The sequence below is a fragment of the Chlamydiifrater phoenicopteri genome, assembly GCF_902807005.1.
In the GTDB taxonomy this organism is placed as follows: domain Bacteria; phylum Chlamydiota; class Chlamydiia; order Chlamydiales; family Chlamydiaceae; genus Chlamydiifrater; species Chlamydiifrater phoenicopteri.
The window spans coordinates 93,218-116,546 of the sequence record NZ_LR777658.1 but is presented as its reverse complement, the minus strand read 5'-3'; the positions used below and the strand labels follow the sequence as shown (position 1 = coordinate 116,546).

Annotated in this window: 21 protein-coding genes and 2 pseudogenes; 13 read left to right on the top strand and 10 right to left on the bottom strand. The window is 39.7% G+C overall.

What is annotated here, in order from left to right:
- Nucleotides 1–1,144: 1,144 nt before the first annotated feature.
- The 4 genes and pseudogenes from KJA58_RS05225 to KJA58_RS00500 form a co-directional block, all read left to right on the top strand.
- Nucleotides 1,145–1,585: pseudogene (locus KJA58_RS05225) on the top strand (hypothetical protein); the annotation flags it as partial.
- A gap of 1 nt (nt 1,586) precedes the next feature.
- Nucleotides 1,587–2,123 (top strand): SycD/LcrH family type III secretion system chaperone, encoded by a 537-nt coding sequence (locus tag KJA58_RS00510; protein ID WP_213357528.1) that lies wholly within the window; start codon nt 1,587–1,589, stop codon nt 2,121–2,123.
- 11 nt (nt 2,124–2,134) lie between these two features.
- Nucleotides 2,135–3,754, top strand: coding sequence for a hypothetical protein (locus KJA58_RS00505; RefSeq protein ID WP_213357527.1), 1,620 nt, complete (start codon nt 2,135–2,137; stop codon nt 3,752–3,754).
- Nucleotides 3,755–3,795: 41 nt separating this feature from the next.
- Nucleotides 3,796–5,376, top strand: a complete 1,581-nt coding sequence (locus tag KJA58_RS00500) for a hypothetical protein (RefSeq protein ID WP_213357526.1) — start codon at nt 3,796–3,798, stop codon at nt 5,374–5,376.
- On the opposite strand, the gene KJA58_RS00495 is transcribed toward KJA58_RS00500, so the two are convergent.
- From KJA58_RS00495 to KJA58_RS00480, 4 genes are all read right to left on the bottom strand, one after another.
- Complete coding sequence (locus tag KJA58_RS00495; RefSeq protein WP_246485703.1) at nt 5,377–6,078, bottom strand: class I SAM-dependent methyltransferase; 702 nt, start codon at nt 6,076–6,078, stop codon at nt 5,377–5,379. It abuts the gene before it with no gap.
- 24 nt (nt 6,079–6,102) lie between these two features.
- Nucleotides 6,103–7,047, bottom strand: a complete 945-nt coding sequence (gene ispH, locus KJA58_RS00490; RefSeq protein WP_213357525.1) for a 4-hydroxy-3-methylbut-2-enyl diphosphate reductase — start codon at nt 7,045–7,047, stop codon at nt 6,103–6,105.
- 19 nt (nt 7,048–7,066) lie between these two features.
- Nucleotides 7,067–8,935: a protease-like activity factor CPAF gene (locus tag KJA58_RS00485; RefSeq protein WP_246485702.1), complete on the bottom strand. Its 1,869-nt coding sequence runs from the start codon at nt 8,933–8,935 to the stop codon at nt 7,067–7,069.
- A 69-nt stretch (nt 8,936–9,004) separates the two neighbouring features.
- Entirely contained in the window at nt 9,005–10,264 is a 1,260-nt protein-coding gene (locus KJA58_RS00480) for an NhaD family Na+:H+ antiporter (protein WP_213357524.1), read from the bottom strand.
- Between the two features lie 438 nt (nt 10,265–10,702).
- Between KJA58_RS00480 and KJA58_RS00475 the strand changes: the two genes are divergently transcribed.
- The gene (locus tag KJA58_RS00475; RefSeq protein WP_213357523.1) at nt 10,703–12,415 is read left to right on the top strand and encodes an SLC26/SulP family anion transporter; all 1,713 of its coding nucleotides are present in this window, start codon (nt 10,703–10,705) and stop codon (nt 12,413–12,415) included.
- A gap of 16 nt (nt 12,416–12,431) precedes the next feature.
- On the opposite strand, the gene fumC is transcribed toward KJA58_RS00475, so the two are convergent.
- Nucleotides 12,432–13,814 carry a class II fumarate hydratase gene (fumC, locus tag KJA58_RS00470; RefSeq protein ID WP_213357522.1) on the bottom strand — a complete coding sequence of 461 codons (1,383 nt, stop codon included), beginning with the start codon at nt 13,812–13,814 and terminating at the stop codon, nt 12,432–12,434.
- Between the two features lie 74 nt (nt 13,815–13,888).
- Here fumC and KJA58_RS00465 point away from each other — a divergent pair, with 74 nt between their 5' ends.
- Nucleotides 13,889–15,670 carry an ABC transporter substrate-binding protein gene (locus tag KJA58_RS00465; protein ID WP_213357521.1) on the top strand — a complete coding sequence of 594 codons (1,782 nt, stop codon included), beginning with the start codon at nt 13,889–13,891 and terminating at the stop codon, nt 15,668–15,670.
- On the opposite strand, the gene KJA58_RS00460 is transcribed toward KJA58_RS00465, so the two are convergent.
- Nucleotides 15,630–16,295: a nucleoside monophosphate kinase gene (locus tag KJA58_RS00460; RefSeq protein WP_246485701.1), complete on the bottom strand. Its 666-nt coding sequence runs from the start codon at nt 16,293–16,295 to the stop codon at nt 15,630–15,632. The two genes, KJA58_RS00465 and KJA58_RS00460, sit on opposite strands and share 41 nt — an antisense overlap.
- 63 nt (nt 16,296–16,358) lie before the next feature.
- On the opposite strand from KJA58_RS00460, the gene KJA58_RS00455 reads away from it, so the two are divergent.
- From KJA58_RS00455 to KJA58_RS00445, 3 genes are read left to right on the top strand one after another with little or no spacing between them, the layout of a single operon-like run.
- Nucleotides 16,359–16,943, top strand: a complete 585-nt coding sequence (locus KJA58_RS00455) for a MarC family protein (RefSeq protein ID WP_213357520.1) — start codon at nt 16,359–16,361, stop codon at nt 16,941–16,943.
- A gap of 1 nt (nt 16,944) precedes the next feature.
- The gene (locus tag KJA58_RS00450) at nt 16,945–17,562 is read left to right on the top strand and encodes a MarC family protein (RefSeq protein ID WP_213357519.1); all 618 of its coding nucleotides are present in this window, start codon (nt 16,945–16,947) and stop codon (nt 17,560–17,562) included.
- Nucleotides 17,563–17,576: 14 nt separating this feature from the next.
- Nucleotides 17,577–18,455 (top strand): methionyl aminopeptidase, encoded by an 879-nt coding sequence (locus KJA58_RS00445; protein ID WP_213358347.1) that lies wholly within the window; start codon nt 17,577–17,579, stop codon nt 18,453–18,455.
- Here KJA58_RS00445 and KJA58_RS00440 read toward each other — a convergent pair.
- Nucleotides 18,412–19,695: a coiled-coil domain-containing protein gene (locus KJA58_RS00440; RefSeq protein WP_213357518.1), complete on the bottom strand. Its 1,284-nt coding sequence runs from the start codon at nt 19,693–19,695 to the stop codon at nt 18,412–18,414. The two genes, KJA58_RS00445 and KJA58_RS00440, sit on opposite strands and share 44 nt — an antisense overlap.
- A 13-nt stretch (nt 19,696–19,708) precedes the next feature.
- On the bottom strand, nt 19,709–19,891 hold the full coding sequence (locus KJA58_RS00435) for a hypothetical protein (RefSeq protein ID WP_213357517.1): 183 nt from the start codon (nt 19,889–19,891) through the stop codon (nt 19,709–19,711).
- 339 nt (nt 19,892–20,230) lie between these two features.
- Here KJA58_RS00435 and KJA58_RS00430 point away from each other — a divergent pair, with 339 nt between their 5' ends.
- The 4 genes and pseudogenes from KJA58_RS00430 (at nt 20,231) to KJA58_RS00415 (ending at nt 22,605) form a co-directional block, all read left to right on the top strand.
- Complete coding sequence (locus KJA58_RS00430) at nt 20,231–20,713, top strand: DUF720 domain-containing protein (RefSeq protein ID WP_213357516.1); 483 nt, start codon at nt 20,231–20,233, stop codon at nt 20,711–20,713.
- A 108-nt stretch (nt 20,714–20,821) separates the two neighbouring features.
- Nucleotides 20,822–21,259 (top strand): annotated as a pseudogene (locus KJA58_RS00425) (DUF720 domain-containing protein); the annotation flags it as partial.
- A 16-nt stretch (nt 21,260–21,275) separates the two neighbouring features.
- Nucleotides 21,276–21,812: a CT847 family type III secretion system effector protein gene (locus KJA58_RS00420; protein ID WP_213357514.1), complete on the top strand. Its 537-nt coding sequence runs from the start codon at nt 21,276–21,278 to the stop codon at nt 21,810–21,812.
- Between the two features lie 79 nt (nt 21,813–21,891).
- A complete protein-coding gene (locus tag KJA58_RS00415; protein ID WP_213357513.1) occupies nt 21,892–22,605 on the top strand; it encodes a hypothetical protein in 714 nt (237 codons plus the stop codon).
- Between the two features lie 21 nt (nt 22,606–22,626).
- On the opposite strand, the gene KJA58_RS00410 is transcribed toward KJA58_RS00415, so the two are convergent.
- A complete protein-coding gene (locus KJA58_RS00410; protein WP_213357512.1) occupies nt 22,627–22,869 on the bottom strand; it encodes a hypothetical protein in 243 nt (80 codons plus the stop codon).
- Nucleotides 22,850–23,329 (bottom strand): nucleoside deaminase, encoded by a 480-nt coding sequence (locus KJA58_RS00405; RefSeq protein WP_213357511.1) that lies wholly within the window; start codon nt 23,327–23,329, stop codon nt 22,850–22,852. Before KJA58_RS00405 ends, KJA58_RS00410 begins: the two co-directional genes overlap by 20 nt.

Below are 23,329 nucleotides of genomic sequence, written 5' to 3'. Positions count from 1 at the left end.
ACAGAAAAAACAATCCTCCTTGCCGAAAATTATTGAGATCATATAAGTTACGTCCCTTTTCAGCGAGAGACTTAAACACTCAGGCCCCTCGGAGAATCGTATGAACCAGACCTCTGCTCCCTCGACCACGGCTTCTAATAATATGCCACTTTCTCCTAAAGGAGATGCTTCCCTTACTCAAGAAGGATCCCTAAAAACGCAGGTAGGAACCCTGGTTTTCTCTAGCGAATGCCCCAGCGATATTCTAGAAAGCTCTCTACAAGCCATGCAGACAATCTGTTCTCAAAGCATCTTAGAAAATGCTAAAGAGCTGTTTGCGCCTTCTCGAGCTCCTCTAGAACAAGCCGTTGTTTTTCTATCTCCAGAAACAGTCTCCCTAGAAATAGAGGTTAAAGACCTTCTGCTGGAATTACAAAAACCTGATACAAAGAAAGAAGAGACCAGCAACAAGCCAACAGCCTTTTCTAAAGGTTTCGTAGAGAATCCTCTACTTTTGCCCAACAATCCGGTAAGCAAAGGCTCCCAACTATCGAACCCAGAAAAAAACACTACATCTCCTGAAGAAAAGGTTGTTCTCAGAACTTCTGAACAAAAAAATTCCCCTTCATCCGGGAAAGATTCTCCATCTTTATTCTCTCCAGCTTCTCAAAAAGCAGCGAAACCTGAAACCACAAAAACTCTTGTATCAACAAATAAAGATTCTTCACCAGAAAAACTCGCGCCTTCTGAAGTAAAGACTGTCGACCAAAACGATTCACAGCCAACAACTAAGGCGTCATCTTCGCAATCTTCGAAGGATCAAAGAGAAGGCGCTTCACAGCAAGAACAACACAGACATTCCAATAAAGATTCGGAAGAAAATTCAGAAGAAGATTCCGAGGAACTTAAAATAGAAAAAAGTGAAAAAAAACCTACATCTAATAGTCCTTTCCAGACGTTAGAGATAAATCACCTGCTGTTCCAGTATCAGAAAAACTCTTCCCAATCAAAAGATAGTCGTTCTCCTAGCTTTCAAAAAAAGTCCTCTTCTCCTATGGCGTTCTTCGCTTCTAACCTTAGCGAAAAATCTAAGAGAACTTTTGATGCAAATATTACCGCCACTTCTATAGGCAATTCCTCTTCCGAAACAGAAGCTTCCTCTAATGAGAATATCTTCCTAAGATTTATGAAACTCATGGCCAGAATATTAGGACAAGCAGAAGCAGAAGCCCATGAGCTTTATCTGAAAGTAAAAGCTAGAACGGATGACGTGGAATCTTTGACTCTCCTTATGTCCAAAGTAAATGCTTCTAAAGGCGACATAGATTGGTCTAAAAATCCTGAAATGATCGCTTTAGTGGATAAAGCCAAACAATTGGGTGTAGTCGTTCCAAATAACAATTACAAATGGACCGAAGAAGAAAAGAAAATGTTCAGAGAGAACATCCAAATGCGTAAGGAAAACATGGAAAAAATTACGCAGCTCGAACGTACAGATATGCAAAGACTCCTTCAAGAAGTTTCTCAATGTCACCAAGCCCGATCTAATGTTTTGAAACTTCTCAAGGAGCTAATGGACACTTTCATCTATAACTTGCGTCCTTAAAATGAATACTCTTTCTCTTTTACTGGAAAGGATCTCTCTGCAATCAAAAGAAGCCTTTCCTTTCCCAGAAAACTTAGAAGATTACCTTGAAGATTTTTTTCCTAATCCATCTACGGGATTAGATACATATCAAAAAATTTTCAATGTCTCTAATGAAGAATTGGAACTCATCTACAAAGAAGCTTACCAAGAATACTTAAGTGGTAACTATCCTCTTAGCACTGCAGCCTTTAGATGGTTAATTTTCTTTAACCCTTTTATTTCTAAATTTTGGTTTTCCTTAGGCGCCTCTCTACAAATGGAAAAAAATTTTAAGAAAGCTATTCACGCGTACGCCGTCACAGCTATCTTTAGAAATAAGGATCCCTACCCTCATTACTACGCTCACTTGTGTTACAAGCTGCTTAATATAGAACCAGAAGCTACTAAAGCTTTAGAAATGGCCTGGGATCGAGCTACTGCTCCAAAATACAAAGAACTACGAGAAGAACTTCTAGCTATTAAGCATTCTTCAGAATCCCTTTCCGATGAATTTTAATAGGAGGATCTATGTCTTCGTGGTTATCGCAAAGTTGTGAAATCAATCTAACCCAAAGGAACTACCCTAGCGCAACCGAGCCTGGAGTAGAAACCAAGCCAAACTCATACTCGATTTCTCAACAATCCAACGAAACTGTAGCATCTTCCTCGAGAACTCTTTTCAACGTTTTCGAGCAAAAAGTAACAAAACAAATTATAAGAGAACGAGCCGAAACAACAACAAATCTAAAGGAACTCGCTATCAAAGTTTGTTCTAAAAAAGAAGCTATTCTTTTCTTCGGATTTTCTGAAAAATCCCAATCTCTGCCAAGAGAAATTCACTCTCAGTCCACATTGTGGAAGTTGTTTTCTCAACCCTCTAGGAAAGAATCCGAAAAATTATTTCAAGATCTTCACTCGCACACCTCTAAGGCAGAACACGAATCTCCTGAAAACCAGTCTTCTTGCAACCTTGAAAAAAATCTCGGTTTGAATCGTTCACAAAAGGCTTTAGAAACAGACTCTCCTAGCCTTTTACAAAAACATTCTTCTTTTGAGAAGGGTTCCCGAAATCTCCCTGAAACACCCATAAGAAAAACTCTTAATCCAGAAAAAAATCCTCTTTCTCAAAAAGAAAATCTCTTTTCTAAAGAATCTAGAGTAAATAAAAATCCTTGGCTCTCTCTAGGACAAAATCTTGACAAAGATAACCACCAAGAGCAACAAGAAAAACATCAAGAAGAAAAGGAACACTCAAGCAATATCAAAAGAAAGTCCGCGACAATAAAAAAAACTTCAGAGCGCGCAGCATTCTTTAAACACAAGAATCATAAAAACAAAAAACCTTTAGCTCCTGAAGTTGTCGTCCCCGTGATCCCTTTACCCTCTGTAGGAGTCTTTACACTGAGTTATCTCCTAACCAAACAAGGTATCCTTTGCGATTATGCTTCCTACGGAACCTACAAGGATAATATAGAAGCTACTCAGAAGGAGCTAGAGCTTACTCATAAGCAACGAATGAAGGAGTTAAAGAATAATTTAGACAAAGAAAATACTGCTAAGCGATGGGGGACTCTTGCTACCTTAGTCGAATGGATCATGCCCTGGCTCTCCATTGGATTATCTGTTCTATCGATTTCTTCAGGAGAAAGCATTTTCGCTACACTAACTCTTTTTTCTGGGCTCATTACCCTTACTTTGGCTTTGATGGACTCTATGGATGCTTGGGAAAAACTCGAAAGGCTCTTGCCCGGGTCTAACCAAGAGAAAAAAAGAAAAATCACCAGAATGGCATACTTTTCTATCCTCACAGCCAACAGTATCCTATCTCTTATTACTGTGAAATATCATAAATTGGAAATGTCTTCGATGGTCAATGGACTCATGCTTGGAGTAGCTCCAGCTTTCGAGTCTGCATCCGCGGTAATACGCTCTGGAGCTGTGTGGACTCGATCTATGGTTATAGCAGCAAAAGGCTCTCTGGTTTCTCTTGAAAATCTCATTGACCAATTAAACCAGGAAAGAGATGATACTTACCAATCAGTTGAGGAGCTAGTTGAAAATATACAAGAACAGTTCGAGGCTATATCTCGAATACTCTCTCTAGAGCAAGAATTGAATGCTTCTCATCTCAGTCTCATGAGAAGTTAGTTGTTTTTGGAAAGAGTTTTTAAACCCTACCTGGAGCTGTTATGTCCACGCCCACTCCTAGTTTTTCTAGCGCACCATCTGAGGCGCCTCTTAACCCAGATTTGCAGCAAGCAGCTGAAGCTGAAGAAACAGCAGAAAACTCTTCCAACGAGGAACAGAGTGTTGTAACCTCTAAGATCAGTTCTCCTTCTAATAATCAAATGGCTTTGCTTCGTGGGGTTACCGAGTCTTGTGCTGTAGCTGTGGGTTTTCTTTCTGAATCACTCAACAGCACTAAGCTTTCCGATTCCTACGGGAACCCAGCAGAAAATCTTTCTGCAAAAGCTGGTATTAATTTTTCTAGCAGTTCAGGCTCCCAATCCTCTTCTGACTCATTTAAATCCAACAATCCATTCAACAACAACTCCAAAAGAGACCAAAGAGAGTCTTCTTTACAAGATCAATTAGTAAGTTCGACAGGTAAGGCTGCGCTCTCTTTAAGCACTTTACAACAGCCTTCTCCAGAAGGTCCCTTGGCGAATAAACCCTGCTCTCTAACTGTTTTCCTTCCAGGAGATCAAGAAAACAATAACCCAGGCCAACCTTCAGGCAAAATGTCGCTGACTCCAACCACTTTTTCTTTCACAACATTCTCTAAAGAAACAAGAGACTGTAAAGATCAAGGAAAAATTAAACCTCAAGAACAGAAAGATTCTCCTGTGCTGACAGCTAAAAGAGATTCTGCACCATGTTCTCCAATGGAATTGTTCCATAGATCTCTTGATGAAAACAAGTATGCTTCCAGAGACTCCACAACAGACTCCAGAAAAGAACGTCAAGATCAGCAACAAAGACAACAAAAACATTCCGATTCTCAATCAGACCAAGAAGAAGACCCTGCATCCTCTGACAAAAAAGTCTCAAAAAATAAAATCGGCCATACGGAAAATCCAAAATACATTAAGACTGCTAAAAATTTGTCCCAAGGAGATCTAGAAGAATCAATCAACCAATCTACCAATATAACTGTGCTTCCAAAATCCATCATAGATTTTGCAGATTCAGAAGCACTATGCTCCCCTATTGCAGGACTACGTGTTACACGTTTAGATATTCTTGTTCTATGCGCGGAGATTATGAAACTTTTGTTAAAAAGCAGACACAATGACTCTCTTGAACGCATAGAATCTAGAAAGAGGTTAATGGAAAAGGCCCAGAAAATGGTTGATAGTTTCTTGTATCAAGCCAAAGTCAACAAGTGGCTCTCAATAGGATCTGCTACATTAGGAGTTTTCGGCGCCTCTTCTCCTCTTATTGGAGAGTGTGCTGGAGAAGGAGTTCTCAGCATCCTTAGAAATGTTTCCGCTAAATTCAACGACACCCAGTCTAAAACCTTTTTCGAAGGCTTCGGAAAAACTTTAACTTCATTGTCTCAGTTAATGGATACCTCTTCCAAAATTTACGAATTAAAATCTACTGCAGACAGAACTCTTCATGAACAGTATAAAGACCTCTTACGAATGGAAACAGAAGAGCAAACACGGACCATTGAAGAAATTAAAGAAAATTGGCGAAACATGGAAAACTTCTTATTACAAGTCTTGCAGGCAGAGCACGAAGCAACTAGATCTATCTATCAGTAATCATTTTCGGATATTCTTATATACTTCTGCGCTTCCCCAAGGGAAAGAAACTTTTGAAGTCTTCTCTACAAAAAACAAAGCCTCTCCTTCAAGGAACTCTGTTAATGGATAACTAACAGAAATCACACTCGCGTTCTTTGGCAGGCTAGCCAAAGATTTTATGAGCTTACGTATGACCCTAGGCGAAAAAGATGTGCCATAAAAGTATACGCAAGAATAGTCCGTAAAGGATAGCTCTGTGAAATCTCCTAAAACATAATTTAACCTTCCAGAGCAAAACACCCCAAAAGAAATGAGCCGGCCGACTTTTTTAGCAAAAGAAAGGAATTTTTTCTCCCGATCAACACCACAAACCCTCTTACACCCAACGACATGCGCAAACCAAAAACAACCTTTACCTAGTCCTGATCCAAGGTCCAAAACAGAATCTTTCGACGATATCCCAAAATCTTGACATATTCTACTTAGCGCACGCCAGGGTGTTTCTCCATAAACCTCTCCCCTACGCAAAATACTTTCAGAAGCTTTCCTGTTCAATCTAACATAGGGGTTATACACGAGAGAATAAGAAAAAGCGGCCAAATCGTAGATAAGTAGAGAAGGAAATCTCCAGTATAAAGTCAAACACAAGAGAGTCTTTTCTTTAATCCATCTAAGAAAAAAAAATAGAAAGCTTCCTATCCGCAATACGTCACGACGCACAAGAAGACCTTTATTGTTTTTAGACTATTTTGAAGCAGGCAGTTTATCCAACTCTCTGGGGAGTCCAAAGCTTACGTTCTCTCGAACAAACAAGTCTTCTTCCAATTCAAACGCTGGATTTAACCTTAAAAGTTCTTTTATACAATCCTGGACAACTTTTTCCGGCGTAGATGCTCCAGAAGTCACTACCACATCTCCCCCATGATTTACCATATCTAAAGATATTTCCGAAGAATCATTGATAAACGCTGCGGGGACATCTCTTCTAACAGCTATCTCGTATAACCTTGTGGAATTAGAGCTAGTCTTATCTCCAATAATGATAGCAAACTGAACCTTAGGCAAAACTGAACGTAAAGCTTGCTGACGATTAGTTGTAGCATAACAAATTGAAGAACTTGGTAGTGTTATTATAGAAGGGTAACGTTCTATCAATCTCTTAGTGATAGCTGCAACATCATCTAAACTCAAAGTAGTTTGTGTAATGTAAAAAAGCTTATCGGAATTAGAAAAAGCCAAGAAATCCACATCTTGGACTGTTTCTACAACAAAAACACTTTCTGGCGCTTCTCCCTTAATCCCAATAATTTCTACGTGATTTTTATGCCCAATTAAAACAATCTTGTATCCTTTAGCTGCATACTGCTTGACGGCTGAGTGAACCTTTGTCACTAAAGAACACGTAGCATCAATAGCAAACAGAGACCTCAACTCAGCCTCTTTCCTAACGGAAGGAGGAACACCGTGAGCAGAAAAAATAACCTTCTCTCCCTCAGGAACCTCAGATAAATCCTCTACGAAGATCACTCCTCGCTCTCTAAGAGAAGAAACAACATGAGCATTATGAACTATCTCATGCTTTACGTAGATAGGGGGCCCCCATTTTTCTAAAGCGACCTTCACTGTATCTATGGCGCGAACCACACCAGAACAAAACCCCCTAGGACTACACAAAATGATTTTAGGCATAAAAATTTTTAAAACAACCTCAATAAGGTGACCAGGCTCCTACAGTTCCCTCATCCATAGCTTCCACAGCGCTGGAAGCAGAAGAACCATCTAGATTAGACTGACCTTCACCTTTTTGTGTCAATAAGTCTTTGATCAAAGATAAAATGGAGTTCGTATAATCAGAGAATTTCCCCGTTTGTAAATCTTTTTCTGTAAAGCCCAAGTCGATCTGAGGGGCAACTCCTAAATTTTCTATGAAGGACCCATCCCCTCTAACAGCTAAGGAGCCCGTTAAAGAACATCTTCGGATACCACTCCTATTCGGGAAATTAACTTCATAGACAAAACCTCCAGCTCCTGCCGTTGTTTTACCAACAAGCACAGCTCTCTCATTATCTTTAAACAAAGCAGCAAACAAATCCGCACAAGAATAGTTATCCTCGTTAATCAGAGCTACTATAGGTTTCTCATAATTTACTCTAGGATGAGGATACACTTTATCAAAACCTAAAAGAGGCATAGGAGCTGTTAAATCATAATGACCATTTTGCCACTCAGCAAGTACTGTTCGAGAATAGGATCGTAGAGCTTCTGCTCCGCGAACGTCTATACAAAAGCCTTCCATATCCTCACCTAAAGCCACTCTGGCTTGCTCGTCTGTGTAAACATCTTCTAATAGTTCTAACCAACCAACAGCAGCATTTACGTCTTCCTGAGTTAAAACTAACCGATGCTTAGGAGTATCTAATGGACGATCTGTGAGCATAGAAACCAACCCGTAAAGATAGAAAACACTGCCCCCTGGGTTGTTTAGCTGATCTACCACAAGCAGATCTGTTTCGGCATCCATTTTAGAAATTATTGCTTCAAAATCCTTCCAAGGACCATCTTTGCCTTCATCGGCAACGAGATCTGTCCAAAGGTAGGTGCCTATACGAACATAACCAACCTTGTGCTCTATTCCTTGATGATCCCTGACAACGAAGATATAAGCTCTGAAAGGCCCTTCTCCACTCATCTGCCACACGGGAGTCCCAAAGTTTGGTAAGAAACCATTCCTATCTCCCATGCTGAAATTGCTAGACCTATCAGCTATCTTACTTTGAGCCTGCATCTCTTCCAAGAAGTAAGGCACCATAGTAGTTCCAAAGACAGTAGATACGGCTCCTTCACTCTTGCGCTCAGGAAAAACAGTTGCGCGTATAGCAACTTCTTTAGGAGCTAGAGGGTAGACCAAGGAAAAATCAGCCACACTTTCTGGAGTATATCTCCACCTTTCCATTAAGGTTCGTACTATTCCGCTAGCTCTCCGAGTTTTGATTGTTACTAAACCCTTTGGAACGGGGTGCCCCAAGGCAGCACTTCTAAAAGTGATATTTCTTACAGCTCCAGCATAATCTGCCAAGCTTCCTCGCCCTTTCCTTAGCGACTCCACTATCTGCAAAATGGGCGTGCCCTCTATCTCTAAAATCTCGTCGCCCACCTGTAGATTTGTTGCTGTTTTAGCAGTGCTTACAACAAAACACTTTCCTGTGTCAGACAATTTTAATTCAAAAGGCAAGTAAGCTTTTTCTGTACTAAAAAAAGTCACCCCAGCGTGATAATCATTTAAAGATTCCAAGAATTCAGCAAACACCGATTGACAATACTTTGTTGTCAAATTCTCCTGGACTAATAATTTAACCTTACACCGATTAACTTCTCTCTCTAAATCCCAATCAAACAAGAGCTTTTTCCATGAAAGAGGGGCGTATTTGGTAGCTACGAGATGTTCTAGAAACGATAGATCAGAACGCGCGTTCTCCCTAACTTTATCCTTAGAAACATTGTTATCAGCAAATATCGTCCCTCCACAACAAAGAAGAGACACCAAGAACGCCGCAGAAAAGTTTTTTAACTTCATCATCCTCCAACTCCATGAAAAAAAATGGAGGGGGATTTTATACTATTTAACTATTTTTATTCGATTTTTAGGTTAAAAAATGCAAAAAAATTTTTCTAAAAAGAAATATGCACCAACCCCACCAAAATAACTCAACAAGGCGATCCAAGACATCTTCCTTAAGTACCAAAGAAAGTCCACTTTCTCTAACCCCATAAAAGCCACTCCCGCTGCAGAGCCTACCAAAAGTATGCTTCCGCCGGTTCCAGCTGTATAAGCTATTAAGTGCCACAAAGAATCATCCAGGGGCTCGGTGTACATGTTAATTGTAGCGGCAACTAAGGGAACATTGTCTAGAACACTAGAAATTAAACCGATAACAACGGCCACAATTTTCCTCGGGAACAAGCTATCTAACTGAGCGGAAAAGGCTGTTAAAATACCTGCATAAGAAAGAGCTCCCACAGAAAGTAAGATTCCTATGAAGAAGGTGATAGACGAGATATCTATCTTTGTCAAAATATGTGAGACTCGCAAATGATTCCTATCATCCCCGTGAGGGTGATGTAGCCAGTCACTAACAAGCCAAACCAACCCTAATCCCATCAATGCACCCAAGAATGGAGGCAATCCCATAGAAGACTTCCAAACAGGTATCATCAGCAAGGAAAATAATCCTAGACAAATGATTAACGTTCCTCCGGGAGCGCGACACTTTTTCTCTTCATCCATAGAAATAATTCCAGACTGCTTTTTCATAGCCAAAAGAGCTAAACAACCTGCTATTACTGCACATACAACACTAGGCAAAAATAAAGATCGGATAATTCCCCAAGTGGACACTTTCCCGTGAATCCAAAGCATCGTTGTAGTCACGTCGCCCAAAGGAGTCCATGCCCCACCAGCATTGACGGCTACAACACATACCGCCCCTAACATCAACCGGTCTTCCCTAGACTTCACTAGCCTCTTCAGAATGGAGACTATTACTATGATGGACGTCAGATTATCTAGAGCTGAGGAGAGAAAAAATGACAGTATAATCAAAACCCACAAAAGAGCGGCTCTAGATTTTATATGGCAAAATCTTGAAATAAGGGAAAAACCTTTATGCGCATCAATTAATTCCACAATAGCCATGGCAGAAAATAGGAAAAAAATAACCTGCGCGGTTTCTGACAGTTGCGCAGCTAAAGCCGCTTCATTGGATTGATTCATATGAGCAAAACAGACTAACCACATGAGTCCACCCATTACGAGAGCAATTGCCGATTTGCTTACCCTAACTACGTTCTCAAAAACAATAGCTAAATAACCAAATAAGAAAAGAATGCCCAATTGAAAACCCAGCATAAACTACCCTCAACTAAAAGTTTTTCACTTAAACTCTACCCAAGGAACATCAACAAGCCGCACAGGCACACGCTCATACGCTCTAGAAAAATGCCTAGATACCATCCTCCTAGCTAAAAAGCTAAAATAATTGACATACATTAGGAAGAGTCTCGAATCAAGCCCCTTGTAGCAAGATTCGAACCTGAAAAGCTCCTTCTGAAAGGAACACAATAGACAGGATACGACAGCTGAGTGTTAAGCTCAAGAAACAATTCAAATCAACCAATCAATCAAAATAAAATCCTCTATCAAATACTCCCAAAAACAAAAAATTTGCTTCCTCTCCGTAGGAAATAAGACAAAAAATAAAAACCAAACTCCAAAGATAAAAATCCTTAACGAACAGATTGACAAAGATACCTTTTAAACGAACAATAATAGGAAAAGTTTGATCTTATGGGTTTCCGAATGTCTTGGTCTGTAAAAAGTTTTGTACCTAAACTGTATACTTGCTTAAGACAAGATTATAATCTCGGGGCCCTAAAAAAGGATGTGCTTTCTGGCATTACGGTTGGTATCCTGGCCTTCCCTTTTGCTATTGCGGTATCTATTGGGGTAGGAGTCTCTCCGTTACAAGGAATTCATGCTGCTATTGTTGGCGGATTTTTAGCCTCCTTCTTTGGCGGAAGTCGGGTATTAGTTTCAGGCCCTACGAGTGCATTCATTACTATCCTCTACGGAATCTCTGCTAGATACGGAGTAGAAACTCTTTTCATTGTCACATTTCTGGCTGGACTCCTCCTTGTAGGGTTTGGTTTGATGGGGCTGGGTACTTTCATCAAGTACATGCCCTATCCCGTTGTCACAGGCCTTACTACGGGCTTATCTGTGATTATCTTTTCTTCGCAGATCAAAGATTTTTTAGGCCTGCAAATGGGAGACTCTATCCCAGCGGATTTTGTCGGGAAATGGATAGCATATTGGGATTTCCGGTGGACTTGGGACCCTAAATCTCTTGCTGTAGGATTTTTTTCTCTAATTATCATGATTTACTTCCGAAATTATAAACCCCGATACCCCGGAGTAATGATTGCTATTGTCATATCTACCCTAGCCGTTTGGTTGCTACAAATAGACATTCCTACAGTAGGAAGTCGCTATGGATCAATTCCAGCATCCTTCCCTACACCTTCTTGGCCCCATTTAAGTATCACAAGAATTTTACAAATAATGCCAGACGCTTTAACTCTGGCAGTCTTAGCCGGTATAGAGACTCTACTATCCGCTGTCGTTGCCGACGGTATGACTGGGTGGAGACACCAATCTAACTGCCAGCTAGTAGCTCAAGGAATTGCTAATATGGGAACCTCTTTGTTTTCAGGTCTTCCCGTCACAGGGTCTCTGGCAAGAACAACAGCAAACGTAAAATCTGGCGCAACAACTCCCGTAGCCGGCATAGTACATTCTATATTTATCTGCATCATCCTACTGGTCCTCTGGCCCTTAACAACAAAAATACCTCTTACATGCCTAGCTTCTGTTTTGATTCTCATAGCTTGGAATATGAGTGATATTCATCACTTTATTCACCTGTTTACCGCTCCTAAAAAAGATGTTATTGTTTTACTAGCCGTTTTCATTCTCACAGTAATGACAACCATCACTTCTGCTGTGCAAGTTGGCATGATGTTAGCAGCGTTCTTATTCATGAAACAAATGAGTGATTTATCAGATGCTATATCAACAGCAAACTATTTTGATGATGAAACTCAATCAAAAGAAGACACCAAAGTTTTAAAGTCCGAAGTACCTCCAAATACAGAGATTTATGAAATCAACGGCCCCTTCTTCTTCGGAATAGCAGATAGATTAAAAAACCTTCTTAACGAGGTTTCTTCTCCACCAAAGATCTTTATCTTATGTATGACAAGAGTGCCCACAATTGATGTTTCCGCTATGCATGCCTTAGAAGAATTCTATTTAGAATGTGACCGGCAAGGCACTTTACTTCTCCTCGCTGGAGTTAAGCGAACTCCTCTCAATGATCTAAAACGTTATCATTTGGATGAATTAATTGGAGAAGATCACATTTTCTCCAGCCTCAAAGGTGCTCTCCTATTTGCTAACGCCCTAGCAAAATTAGAAAATAAAACAGCTATTCATGATTAATATTTTTTTGCAAATGCTAGCGGTCACCCACCATATCAGACGGGTTAACGTACTTGTCAAAGTCTTCTGCTGAGACAAATCCTAGAGAGATTGCAGCTTCTCTGAGGGTCAAATTTTCGTGAAGAGCTTTTAATGCTATTTTGGAACACTTATCATAACCTATTACCGGAGATAGCGCCGTCACTATCATCAACGATCTATCCGTATACTCTTTAATTTTTATTTCATTCACACGCAGCCCTGAAATAAAATTATCTGCAAAAGATCTCATAGCCCCCGATAATAAAGAAACGGATCTTAGAAAATCATAAATGATCACAGGCTTCATTACATTTAATTCAAAATTACCCCTACTGCCACCATAGAGAACAGATTGTGTATAACCGAAAACTTGCGTACACACCATTAATGTAGCTTCGCATTGAGTGGGATTAATCTTCCCTGGCATTATGGATGAGCCTGGCTCGTTTTCTGGGAAAAAAAGTTCTCCCAAACCACAACGAGGGCCTGATCCTAAAAAACTCAAGTCTGTGGCAATCTTGGTCAAAGAACAAGCCAAAGAGGACAAACAAGTTTGAGCGAAGACTAACGAGTCATGACAAGATAAGGCAGAAAAAGTATTTGAAGCTGCACAAAAAGGTTCTTGAGTTTCCTGCCTCAAGCATTCAAGAAACTTCTCAACAAAACCAGGAGGAACATTCAGGCCCGTGCCGACTGCTGTAGCACCTATAGCAAGCTCATACAAATGAGATAGAGAAAACCCTATTCTTTCAATATTCTTTTTTAACTGATCCAAGTAACCGGAAAATTCCTGCCCTAAAGTCATAGGAACAGCATCCATGAGATGGGTTCTACCTATTTTGATGTACTTGTGAAATTCTTCAGATTTATCCTTCACGACAGAAATCATATGCTCCAAAGCAGGCAATAGCTTGCTTTTCATCTCTTGAACTGCAGCTATATGCATAGCCGTAGGAAAAACATCATTGGATGACTGTGAACAATTCACATGATCATTAGGATGAACAGGATTTTTTGAACCTATTATTCCCCCAGCCCTCTTGATAGCTAAATTTGCAATCACTTCATTAACATTCATGTTAGATTGTGTGCCACTTCCTGTTTGCCACACTCTCAAGGGGAAGTGTTCAGAGAAATTCCCTGCTAGAATTTCTTCTGTAGCAGCAACAATCCTTTCTGCTGTTTTTTCATCTAGCAAACCCAAAAGAGCATTAGCTTTAGCTGCACACTTTTTCACCAGAACCAAAGCTTTAATAACGGGCTCTGGCATTCTTTCTTCTCCCCAAGAAAAAAATTGTAGAGATCTTTGCGTTTGTGCTCCATAATATCGGTCCTCGGGAACCTCTACCTCTCCTAAGCTGTCAAACTCCTTTCGCATATGCTTACTTCCTACTAAATCCCTAATCCTTTCCTAAGCCAAACTGATCTATGAAGAAAAATTTTTTATTTCCAATGCTGTTCATCATCGCTTTCCTAACTGGCTGGGAAATATGGGCCCTTTACTCGCCCGTAGCAAAGCTCGTATGTCCGCCCCCTTCATCCATAGCCCTACGCTGCATCCGCTCTAGAGAAATCCTGCTAAAAGAGTCTTTGGTAACCTTAAAAGAAATCATAGGCGGATTTCTTCTTGCCGGAGGCCTTTCCTTTGTCTTAGCCCTCGTTATGCTCTCCTATAAAAGCTCTAAAACTTTCCTACAACCCCTTTTTGTTTTACTCCAGTGTATCCCCATGTTTACACTCTCCCCCATAATAGTGTTGTGGTTTGGATGGGGAATGAGTGCCGTCCTTATTCCTACAGTGCTAACAATATTTTTTCCTTTGACACTGACTTTGTACCAGGGCTTTTCTTCCGCTCCTATCGAATTACTAGAGTTTTTTAAACTGCAAAACGCAACAAAAATTCAAACATTTAGAAGACTTCTACTCCCCTATTCTGTTCCAAATATTTTCTCTGGGCTGAAAGTTGCTATAGGCTCCGCTGGGTTCGGTGCTATTGCTGGGGAATGGGTTGCTGGAAATTCTGGACTAGGAATTCTTATCCTAGAAAGTCGAAGAAACTACGAAACGGACCTTACTTTTGCAGGACTCCTAGCTCTTTCAACTCTAACCATCTCTTTGTATAACCTAGTTGTTTACTTTGAAAACACAGTCTTTGCCATTCACAACATAAAACGAAAAAATTCATTAACAAAAACCAAAGACAAAACCAAAGGCCCTCTTTATACATTATTTTCTCTAACTTGTTTATTAATAGGGATTCTTGCTTACCATCCAAAGCAAACATCCTTAGTTAAACCCAAAAGCGAGTACGAGGTCTCCTTGCTGCTTGATTGGACCCCAAATCCAAACCACGTCCCCATCTATGTAGGAATAGAAAAGGGTTTTTTTTCCAGTCAAGGAATCTCACTGACTATTATAAAAAGCTCTGACAATGGCTCCGTTATTCCACACCTGATGTTTGAAAAAACTGACCTCACTCTCTACCATGCTCTTGGTGTTATTCGAGGCCAATTAAAAGGACTTCCTATCATCCCTATAGGAAGATTGATAGATAAAAGCCTTGGTGGACTAATTTGCAGAAAAGACAGTGGAATTTCCTCCATGCAAGACATCAATGGAAAAACTCTAGGATTCTGTTTAAGCAACCCACAAAATCTCTCCTCTTTTCTAAAAACCTTAAATGCTGCTGGCATCCGCCCTGGAGAAATTAGAAATGTAAGTTCGGACATGTTGTCTCCAATCATTTCTCGACAGGTGGACTGTATATATGGCGGTTTTTACAATATAGAGGGCGTTAAACTAAAAGCCTTAGGAATACCCATCGTACATTTCTTTCCTGAAGACTATGGATTGCCCTCAGGTCCTCAACTATTGGTTTGCGCTAAAGCTAATACTCGAACATCATCTGCACAATTTATTAGTCTGTTCCAAGAAGCTTTACATCAAAGCATTTGCTTCTGCAAGGAACAGCCAGACAAGGCTTTTTCCATATACGCAAAAGCTACATCAAAGGCCGCTGAAACTCTGAGAGACGAACGAAAACAATGGGAAGAAACATTAAATCTTCTAGCTGAAAATCAATCTCCTTTAGACCAGGAATTGCAAGAACAACTTATTAAAACGATCTCCCAGCATTATCCAGAATTGGCCCAAGCTGCGTCAGAGCATTTAAAAAAAATTGCTTGTTCAAAAACTACGCCGCACAAGGATCTGATAGAACGTGAGAAAGCCTAGATAGGACATCCCTTAAAACTTCAAAAGGTTTTTGCTCCGCCTGTATTCTAGAAACTTTATGCTTGGGATAAAATGCTATAAGCTCCTCTATGTCCTTGTAATATGACTCCAGCCTACGCTTCAGCACATCCAGTCCAACCTCTCCAATTAACCCTCTTGTATGCGCTAATTTTTGTGTTCTAGCTAATAATTCTGATTCATCAAAGGCCTCCAACACGATTACGTGACGCACCCTTGTAAACGATTCTAAAAGCTGGCATTGTCCTAAAGTCCTGGGAACTCCTGAAAGTAGCAGATCCTGCCTCTCAGGTAAGTACTTTCCTGTGGCAATCAGCCCCTGAACATAGTATTGCCATACATTTATTACAATCTCATCCGGAATTAAAGCACCACTCACAGCATAACGGTGAAACATTCTGCGTATAGGAGACTCGGGGGAATAGCAACGAAATACATCCCCCATAGACACATAGCATTGACTGCCCGATTGAGATAAAAAATTTCCTAACAAATCTTTTCCAACCCCAGGAGGGCCAAAAAGAAGTATTGTAGAAAAAAGTTCTGAATAAGGTTTTATTACATCAATAATTTCTTGATTAAACATACCAAAACTTATAAAATTCATCGTCCTTTGTTGATTTGGAAAACCCTTGTTCTTCCAATTAATTAGTTAAAAGAAAATATAACAATGACTATCCAACTTTTATCTTTTTCTCTCGTGCTCTGCTTGATAGCCGATAGTTTTTTAAATATGGCGCATTTGCAAGCCATATTTCAATCCTTTTCATTAAAAAGATCTTTACTACTACTTTCCAGAGATCTGCTGATCTCTTTACCTATAATATTCATTCTCTTCTTTGTAGGGAAAGGAGCTCTTTCAGCCCTAAGAACTCCAGATTGTGCTATTTTAGCTTCAGCTGGAGCTCTGATAACTTTAAATGGCCTGAAGGCCTCTTTTAACAAATCTAAAGAAATTCCAGAAATTTCTAAAAACCGATCCTTGCTTTTTCCTGTGGCTACTCCTCTAATCATTGGCCCCGCCTGGTTTGCTGGTTGCTTTGTTCTGATCATAAGTAATCCCCAACCGAGAGAATACAGTTACATTCTAGGGCTTTCTTGGATATTTCTCTTCTTTAGCACGCTAACTTTATTCGCTCTGACACGAAAAGATAAAGTCCTACAAGCATCTAGGGCCATTATAGGTTTATTTGTATCCATAATCGGAGTCCAAATTTTTATAAGGGGGCTGCAGTTAGCTCTGCTGGCACATTAAAATGTTATTAGCTTTATTCCAATTAAGCCTTCTTTTCTTCATGCTTTTTGACGCCCTGGGGTCTTTCCCTGTATTTGTCACTTTGCTAAAAGACTTCTCTCCAGAAAGGCGCCGAAAAATAATCATACGAGAGTGTCTATTCGCTCTAGCTACGCTAGTTGTTTTTATCACTTTCGGGCGAAAGATTTTTCATCTCTTCAATGTATCTCTCTACTCTTTCCAAGTTGTCGGGGGAGCTATGCTCTTCGCCATTGGATTGGATATGGCTTTCTCTCCGTTAAAGCAAGACCTCTCAACAACAAATCAAAAAGTTGTTCAGGATCCAATATTTTTTCCTTTAGCCTTTCCAGTTTTAACGGGACCAGCCGTAATTTCTGCAACACTAAGCTGTGTTGAAGAAAAAGTTTACAGTCTAGAGTTTATTTTTTGCGCCATCTGTTTGGCTTGGGCAGCCTCACTTGTAATCTTTCTTTACTCCACAGTATTTAACCGCATCATGGGTAAAGACGGGTTGGTAGCTCTTGAAAGATTGTTTGGAGTCATCCTCCTTCTTATAGCTGGCAATTTAGTGTTAAAAGGTCTCGGAATAGCCTTTAACATTGGTTTTTACGCGACTTAGTGGAGAGCAAAGTGATTAACAGAAATGACCCTTGCTGGTGCGGCAGCAAGAAGAAATGGAAACACTGCCACTACCCTAATAAGCAGATACAAGATAAAACCCTAAGTATTGCCTCGCAGTATCGTTCGAAATACGGGATTTTAATAAAAAATGACTATGAAATAAAACAGATCCGGAATGCCTGTCAGGTCACAGCGCATATCCTAAACGAACTTTGTCTTGCCGCAAAAGAAGGTACCACTACTAACGAATTGGACGAGTTGTCTCAAAAATTACACAAAGAATTCTCGGCTATTCCTGCCCCGTTAAATTATGGACATCCTCCTTTTCCAAAAACCATTTGTACATCCTTGAACGAAGTAATTTGTCACGGTATTCCAAATGATACACCGTTAAGAAAAGGAGATATTCTTAACATAGATGTTTCTTGCATCGTAGACGGTTTCTTCGGAGACTGTAGTCGTATGGTGATAATAGATCCTGTTCCAGAAGAAAAAAAACTTGTCTGCGAAGCCTCTCTAAAATGTTTAGAACAGGCCATAAACATACTAAAACCAGAGATCCCTGTTCACGCTATTGGGGACGTTATAGAGGATGTTGCCGCTGAATACGGATTTTCTGTTGTAGATCAATTCGTGGGACACGGAGTTGGCATCCAATTCCATGAAGAGCCGTATATCCCTCATCACAGGAATAACTGCTCTATTCCCTTAGCTCCTGGAATGACCTTCACCATAGAACCAATGATTAATATCGGAAACAAGAAAGGGTTTATAGACCCCAAAAATCACTGGGAGGCTAGGACCGTCGATGGCAAGCCTAGCGCTCAGTGGGAGCACACCCTCCTAATTACTGAAGAAGGATGCGAGATACTAACCCTTCTAAGAGAGTAACTTCTTCTTCTAAAAGAGCAATCTCCGAAGTCAAATGCTCTATAAGTCTAAGTTCTTCAAAGTTTTCCTCCCCCAAAGATAGTTCTTCCATCCTTTCTCTCTCTAAAAGCTTTTCTTTTAAAAGAAAAAATTCTTTTCTGACAGAGGATAAAACAGCATCCTTCTCAGCAAATTGTAGCTTTAATTGATGATAAAGAGCTTGGCAATCAACCTTAGCTTCTAAAACAGTAACCTCTTTAGGCCTTTTAACTTCCGACTCAGAAACCAACTGTTGTTTTAAAGCATCTATTTTTTCTTGCAGCGAACAGACTTCTGATTCTTTCCTATCTAGTAAATTTTTCAACCCTTCTATATCTTTAGCCAATTGCTGGTTAATCTCCTCAAAAGAAGACTTTTCTTTCATCCAATCTTTTTGCTTTTGAGATAATTCAAAAAACGCATTCTCTTTTAAAGAAAGTTGTTTTTCCAAAGACTCTATAAGCCTTTGATTCTCTTCGTCTTTTTTCTGTAGACACGATTTCTCCTCATTGGATAAAGACGCTCCTCCAGCAGTCAGCATCTCCAAACGATCCGAAATTTGTACATATTCCCTGTGCAGAATAGCGTAGTCTTCTAACCAACTGTCTTTTTGTTCAGATAGTATTCTAAAATCTACTTCCAAGTACGAATATTTCTTTTTTAATTCTTCTAAGTCTTCTTTAGTTGCACCAAAATTTTGATTAGTCTCGTCCAGCTGGATAGACAGCTCTTTATTCCCTTCTAAAAGTCGAGCCTTCTCTTCCTCATAAGTATTCTTCAATGAACTCAATTCATCTATCAAGTTCTTAATGCTTTCTTGTTTTTTACCTGATTGCTCCTTGGAACTCTTAGTCCATAAAAAAAACACAAACCAAGTTAAAGAAAAAGCGCAGACCATTCCTAAGTTCCAAATAAACTCAAAGGTCAACAAAGAACCCGAATAAAAAACACAACAAGTTAAAAATAAAATATTAACAAAAGAAAAGATCAATCCCCAGAGGTCAAAAAAGAGGACCAAAAGAAACGCCAAAGCGGAGTATACCAGCATCAAGGAAAGAAGCGCATACTGACAAAAAGAGGCGCAAAAAGAACCGCTTAAAATAAGAGCCAAAGAAACTAAGAAAATCCAGTCCCTCTGAAAAGGACGTAGCTTCTCGGAAAAGTATGAGCTTAGAATTTTCTTAGAGAAAATTCTAGCAAATCTCAACCTAGGTAATCTCATTCTCTCAAACAACTCACTGTGTCTCTTGCTCAAAAGATTCTTCAATAGATTGATCCATAGATTCTTTAGCTGTTTTCAACAGATAACTCACTAAACTAGGATCTCCCTCGTAGGTCATTTCCACGTGAATTTTTCCGTCTAAAGAGGAGTTTCCACAAGTGATCAATATATAAGCACTTACGTCTTCCCTAGTCATAGACAACCTCCCTTCACAATTGCTTTGAACCTAAAACCTCTCTTTTCCATTAGCAAACGGGAAACCTCTCCCAGAGCCTACAAGAGCCCTATAATCTACCAAAGTTCAGTAGGCTACCAAACTTACGGATAACAAGCTTACTTTTTTTTAGAAACAGCAAATTAATCCCGTCAAATTGGCTAAGCAATCAAAAAGCTTTTCTTGAAAAAAAATAAACTAAAAACACTACCAACTAAAAACTAACCACTTCTAAAAAACACAAAAAAAATTAATTAAAAAACGGAAGCATCTATTGATAAAATCAAATCAACAAAATTCATTTTTTTTTGAGATAAAAACATGTCAGCATCCACAGGAACAACACCAACAGGACCTGTACAAGGGTCTAAACTACCGCCCTTGGAACCTTTGAATACGCCAAAAATCGGAATCATCCTGTTCAATATTTACGAGTTATTGTTAGAAGCCATCACTATCAGGCAGCAAACCGTTTTAACTCAATCAACTCAATTGAATGACAATACTAATATTCAACAACAATTAAACCAAGAAACTAATCAAATTAAATTTGCTGTAGTCAATTCAGGAGCAAAAGAATCTGAGATAACCTCCGTTCAGAACCAAAACCAAAACTACTCAGCACAAAGATCTAACATCCAAGACCAATTAGTTACATGTCGACAAAATGGTCAGATTATTTTGTCCCACGCCTCGACGAACATTAATATCATCCAACAATTAGCTTCTCAAGACTCCTCATTCCTAAAAACGACAAATTCTATCGGATCAGTAGTAAACCAACTTAATAAACCTCCAGGATAATAGTCTGCAAATTACAGTCTAAAAACGTAACCTCCAAGGATTTTAGGAATTATGGATTCAAACCAATCTAGTATTATTAACTCAATGACAACCTCTTCAGGAAGAGTAAGCTCTACAACAGCAGATTCTATTATCGAAAGGTTTTCTAAAGACTCTAACCCTCTTATTGTCACAGTATACTACGTTTATCAGTCTGTGTTAGTTGCTCAAGACAACTTGACCATTATAGCAAAGGAGCTTCAAGCGAATTCTTCCGCACAAATTTACCTAAATAATCAAGAAGCTCTTTACCAATACACGACAGTCCCCAAAGATCAAGTTAACAACAACTCCCCTGGCTACCTACAAGATATTCAGTCAAAAAACCAGGCTATTGGAGCTTCGAGACAAGCCATACAAAACCAGATTTCTGGATTAGGAAATGCCTCTCAAGTTATCTCCAGCAACCTGAACACTAACAACAACATTATTCAACAATCTTTGCAAGTGGGACAAGCTCTGATACAAACCTTCTCCCAAGTAGTGAGTTTGATTGCTAACATTTAACAACTAAGGAAAAACTATGCCTCTTTATAGTTCTGGGAAAACAGCCAGTTTACCCACTTCTCCTGTGGCCACTATCATCGTCCCCTCAACAAAAGTTAGAGCAGATGAGATTATCATCAATAAAAATTCAGCCATAAACTTTTGCATATCAACACTCTTGCAACTTTCAATAGCCACAACAGACTTCGCTAAATCAGTTATGACTGTTCTTCAAGAAAACACCGTTGTTCAACAAGCTAAAACGAAGGAACTTATAAACCTTCCTATGCTTAGCGTTCCTTCTCTAGAAGCCAAAGATCAAAATTCTGACAAACCTGAATACAAAAATAGTGTTGAAGTTCAGTCTTACCAAGACTCAAACCAACAAATAGGCGCTCAAAGATCTTTTATTCAACAAGAATTATCTTCGGCTCAACAAAGGGCTCAAGCAAATCAGAAAATTGTTAACTCATCCTTCAGCGAATCATTGCAAGTGATCCAAGCTGCCTGCGCACTTCTAGAAATGCTAGAACAATTAACTATTAAGGCTAATTTAACTAGACCTGCTGGTTAATTTAGAATAAATTAAAAAGTTTTAATAAAATATAAGATCTTATACCATAGAGGCTTTCGTGGTTACAAGGAAAGTCTCTATGAGAGTTATTTTCCCAAATAAGCAGCAAGGATCACATTTTTTCTCTAAAATCTTTTCTAGGGTACCACTCGCCCTTCTCCTATTTTCTTGCACAGCTCCTATAGCCTCTTATATTTTAAAGAAAATTTTTCACACCTCGGGACTCCTAGAGCTTTTCTCTCTCTCTAAAAACAGTATAGACTCTCACCGCATCTGGCAGTTTTTCACCTATCCTTTGATCTGCTCAGATTCCATAAATCTGTCTGTAGATGCTAGTCTTGAGCTCTCACAAAGACTGCTACTTAGAAATACATTGGTCTGTATTCTACTTCAAAAAATTTCTAGACATTTTATTCAAAAGTTAGGGACTACTAGTTTTCTAGTATTTTTAGGAATACAAATCCCTTGCGTGGGAGCTGCTGTTTGGAGCTTGATGAAGCTTACCGGATCAAATTCCGCGTTCTTCGGCGCCGAGTGCATCTTATGCGCTCTAGCTACCGTTAGCGTCTTCTTAGACCCAGAGAAACGATTTTATCTTCGCCCCTTTCCCTTTTACATTTCAAGAAAATGGGGTTTTCTCATCGTACTAGGAGTCTTTTTCCTATCTCTTATAGCTTGTAAAGCATTCTTCTTCTTAGGAGGAGCTATTCTCTCTGTCCTCCTTTCCATTCTCTTCTGTCAAGGAGAGAAGCTCCCTAATCCCTACGCCACGTTTAACTCTTTCTCGTTTTGATAACAGCATAAACATTGGAGTCTATTCTGAAGCTGTCCCAGCCCGAGCAGCAGCTAGAGCCTCCCTCAGCCCGCAAAGAACTCCTTCCTCAAAACGAAAAGCAGCGTGACACTCCAATTCAGGAAAATCCATAGGCTGTAAAAGATCTTCAGAAGTAAGGGTTGGGATCACGGACTCTCCCACAACTCTAACTTTTTCTGCTTGTCTTTCTACTAACTCTTCCAGAAGGGAAATAAAATTTTTACTACAACAACCCTTCCTCATTTTTTTTCCTTTTCTCTAAGAAAAATTTTTTCATTAAGTACTCAGAAGCCTCCTTCTCTACACCAGAAATATACTCTACAGTATGAAATGGATGCTTTTCCGCAAATAAGTTAATCCAGGTCCCCCCAGCACCTAACCTAAGATCTGGAGCCCCCCAGATAACTCTGGAAAGTCTAGCCAGTTGTATGGCTCCTGCACACATGGGGCAGGGCTCCAGGGTGATATACATGTCTGCTCCATTTAACCTCCAGTTATTGAGAGCTTGAGCTGCGGACCCTATACACAAAATTTCTGCATGAGCTGTCGGATCGAGTAAAGACTCGACCCTATTATAGCCTCTAGCTATCACCCTATTGTCTTTCACAATTACACATCCAACAGGAACTTCATCTTCAGCATATGCTTTCTCTGCCTCTTTCAGAGCTAGGAGCATAAATCGACGATCTTCTTCAGAAATCAC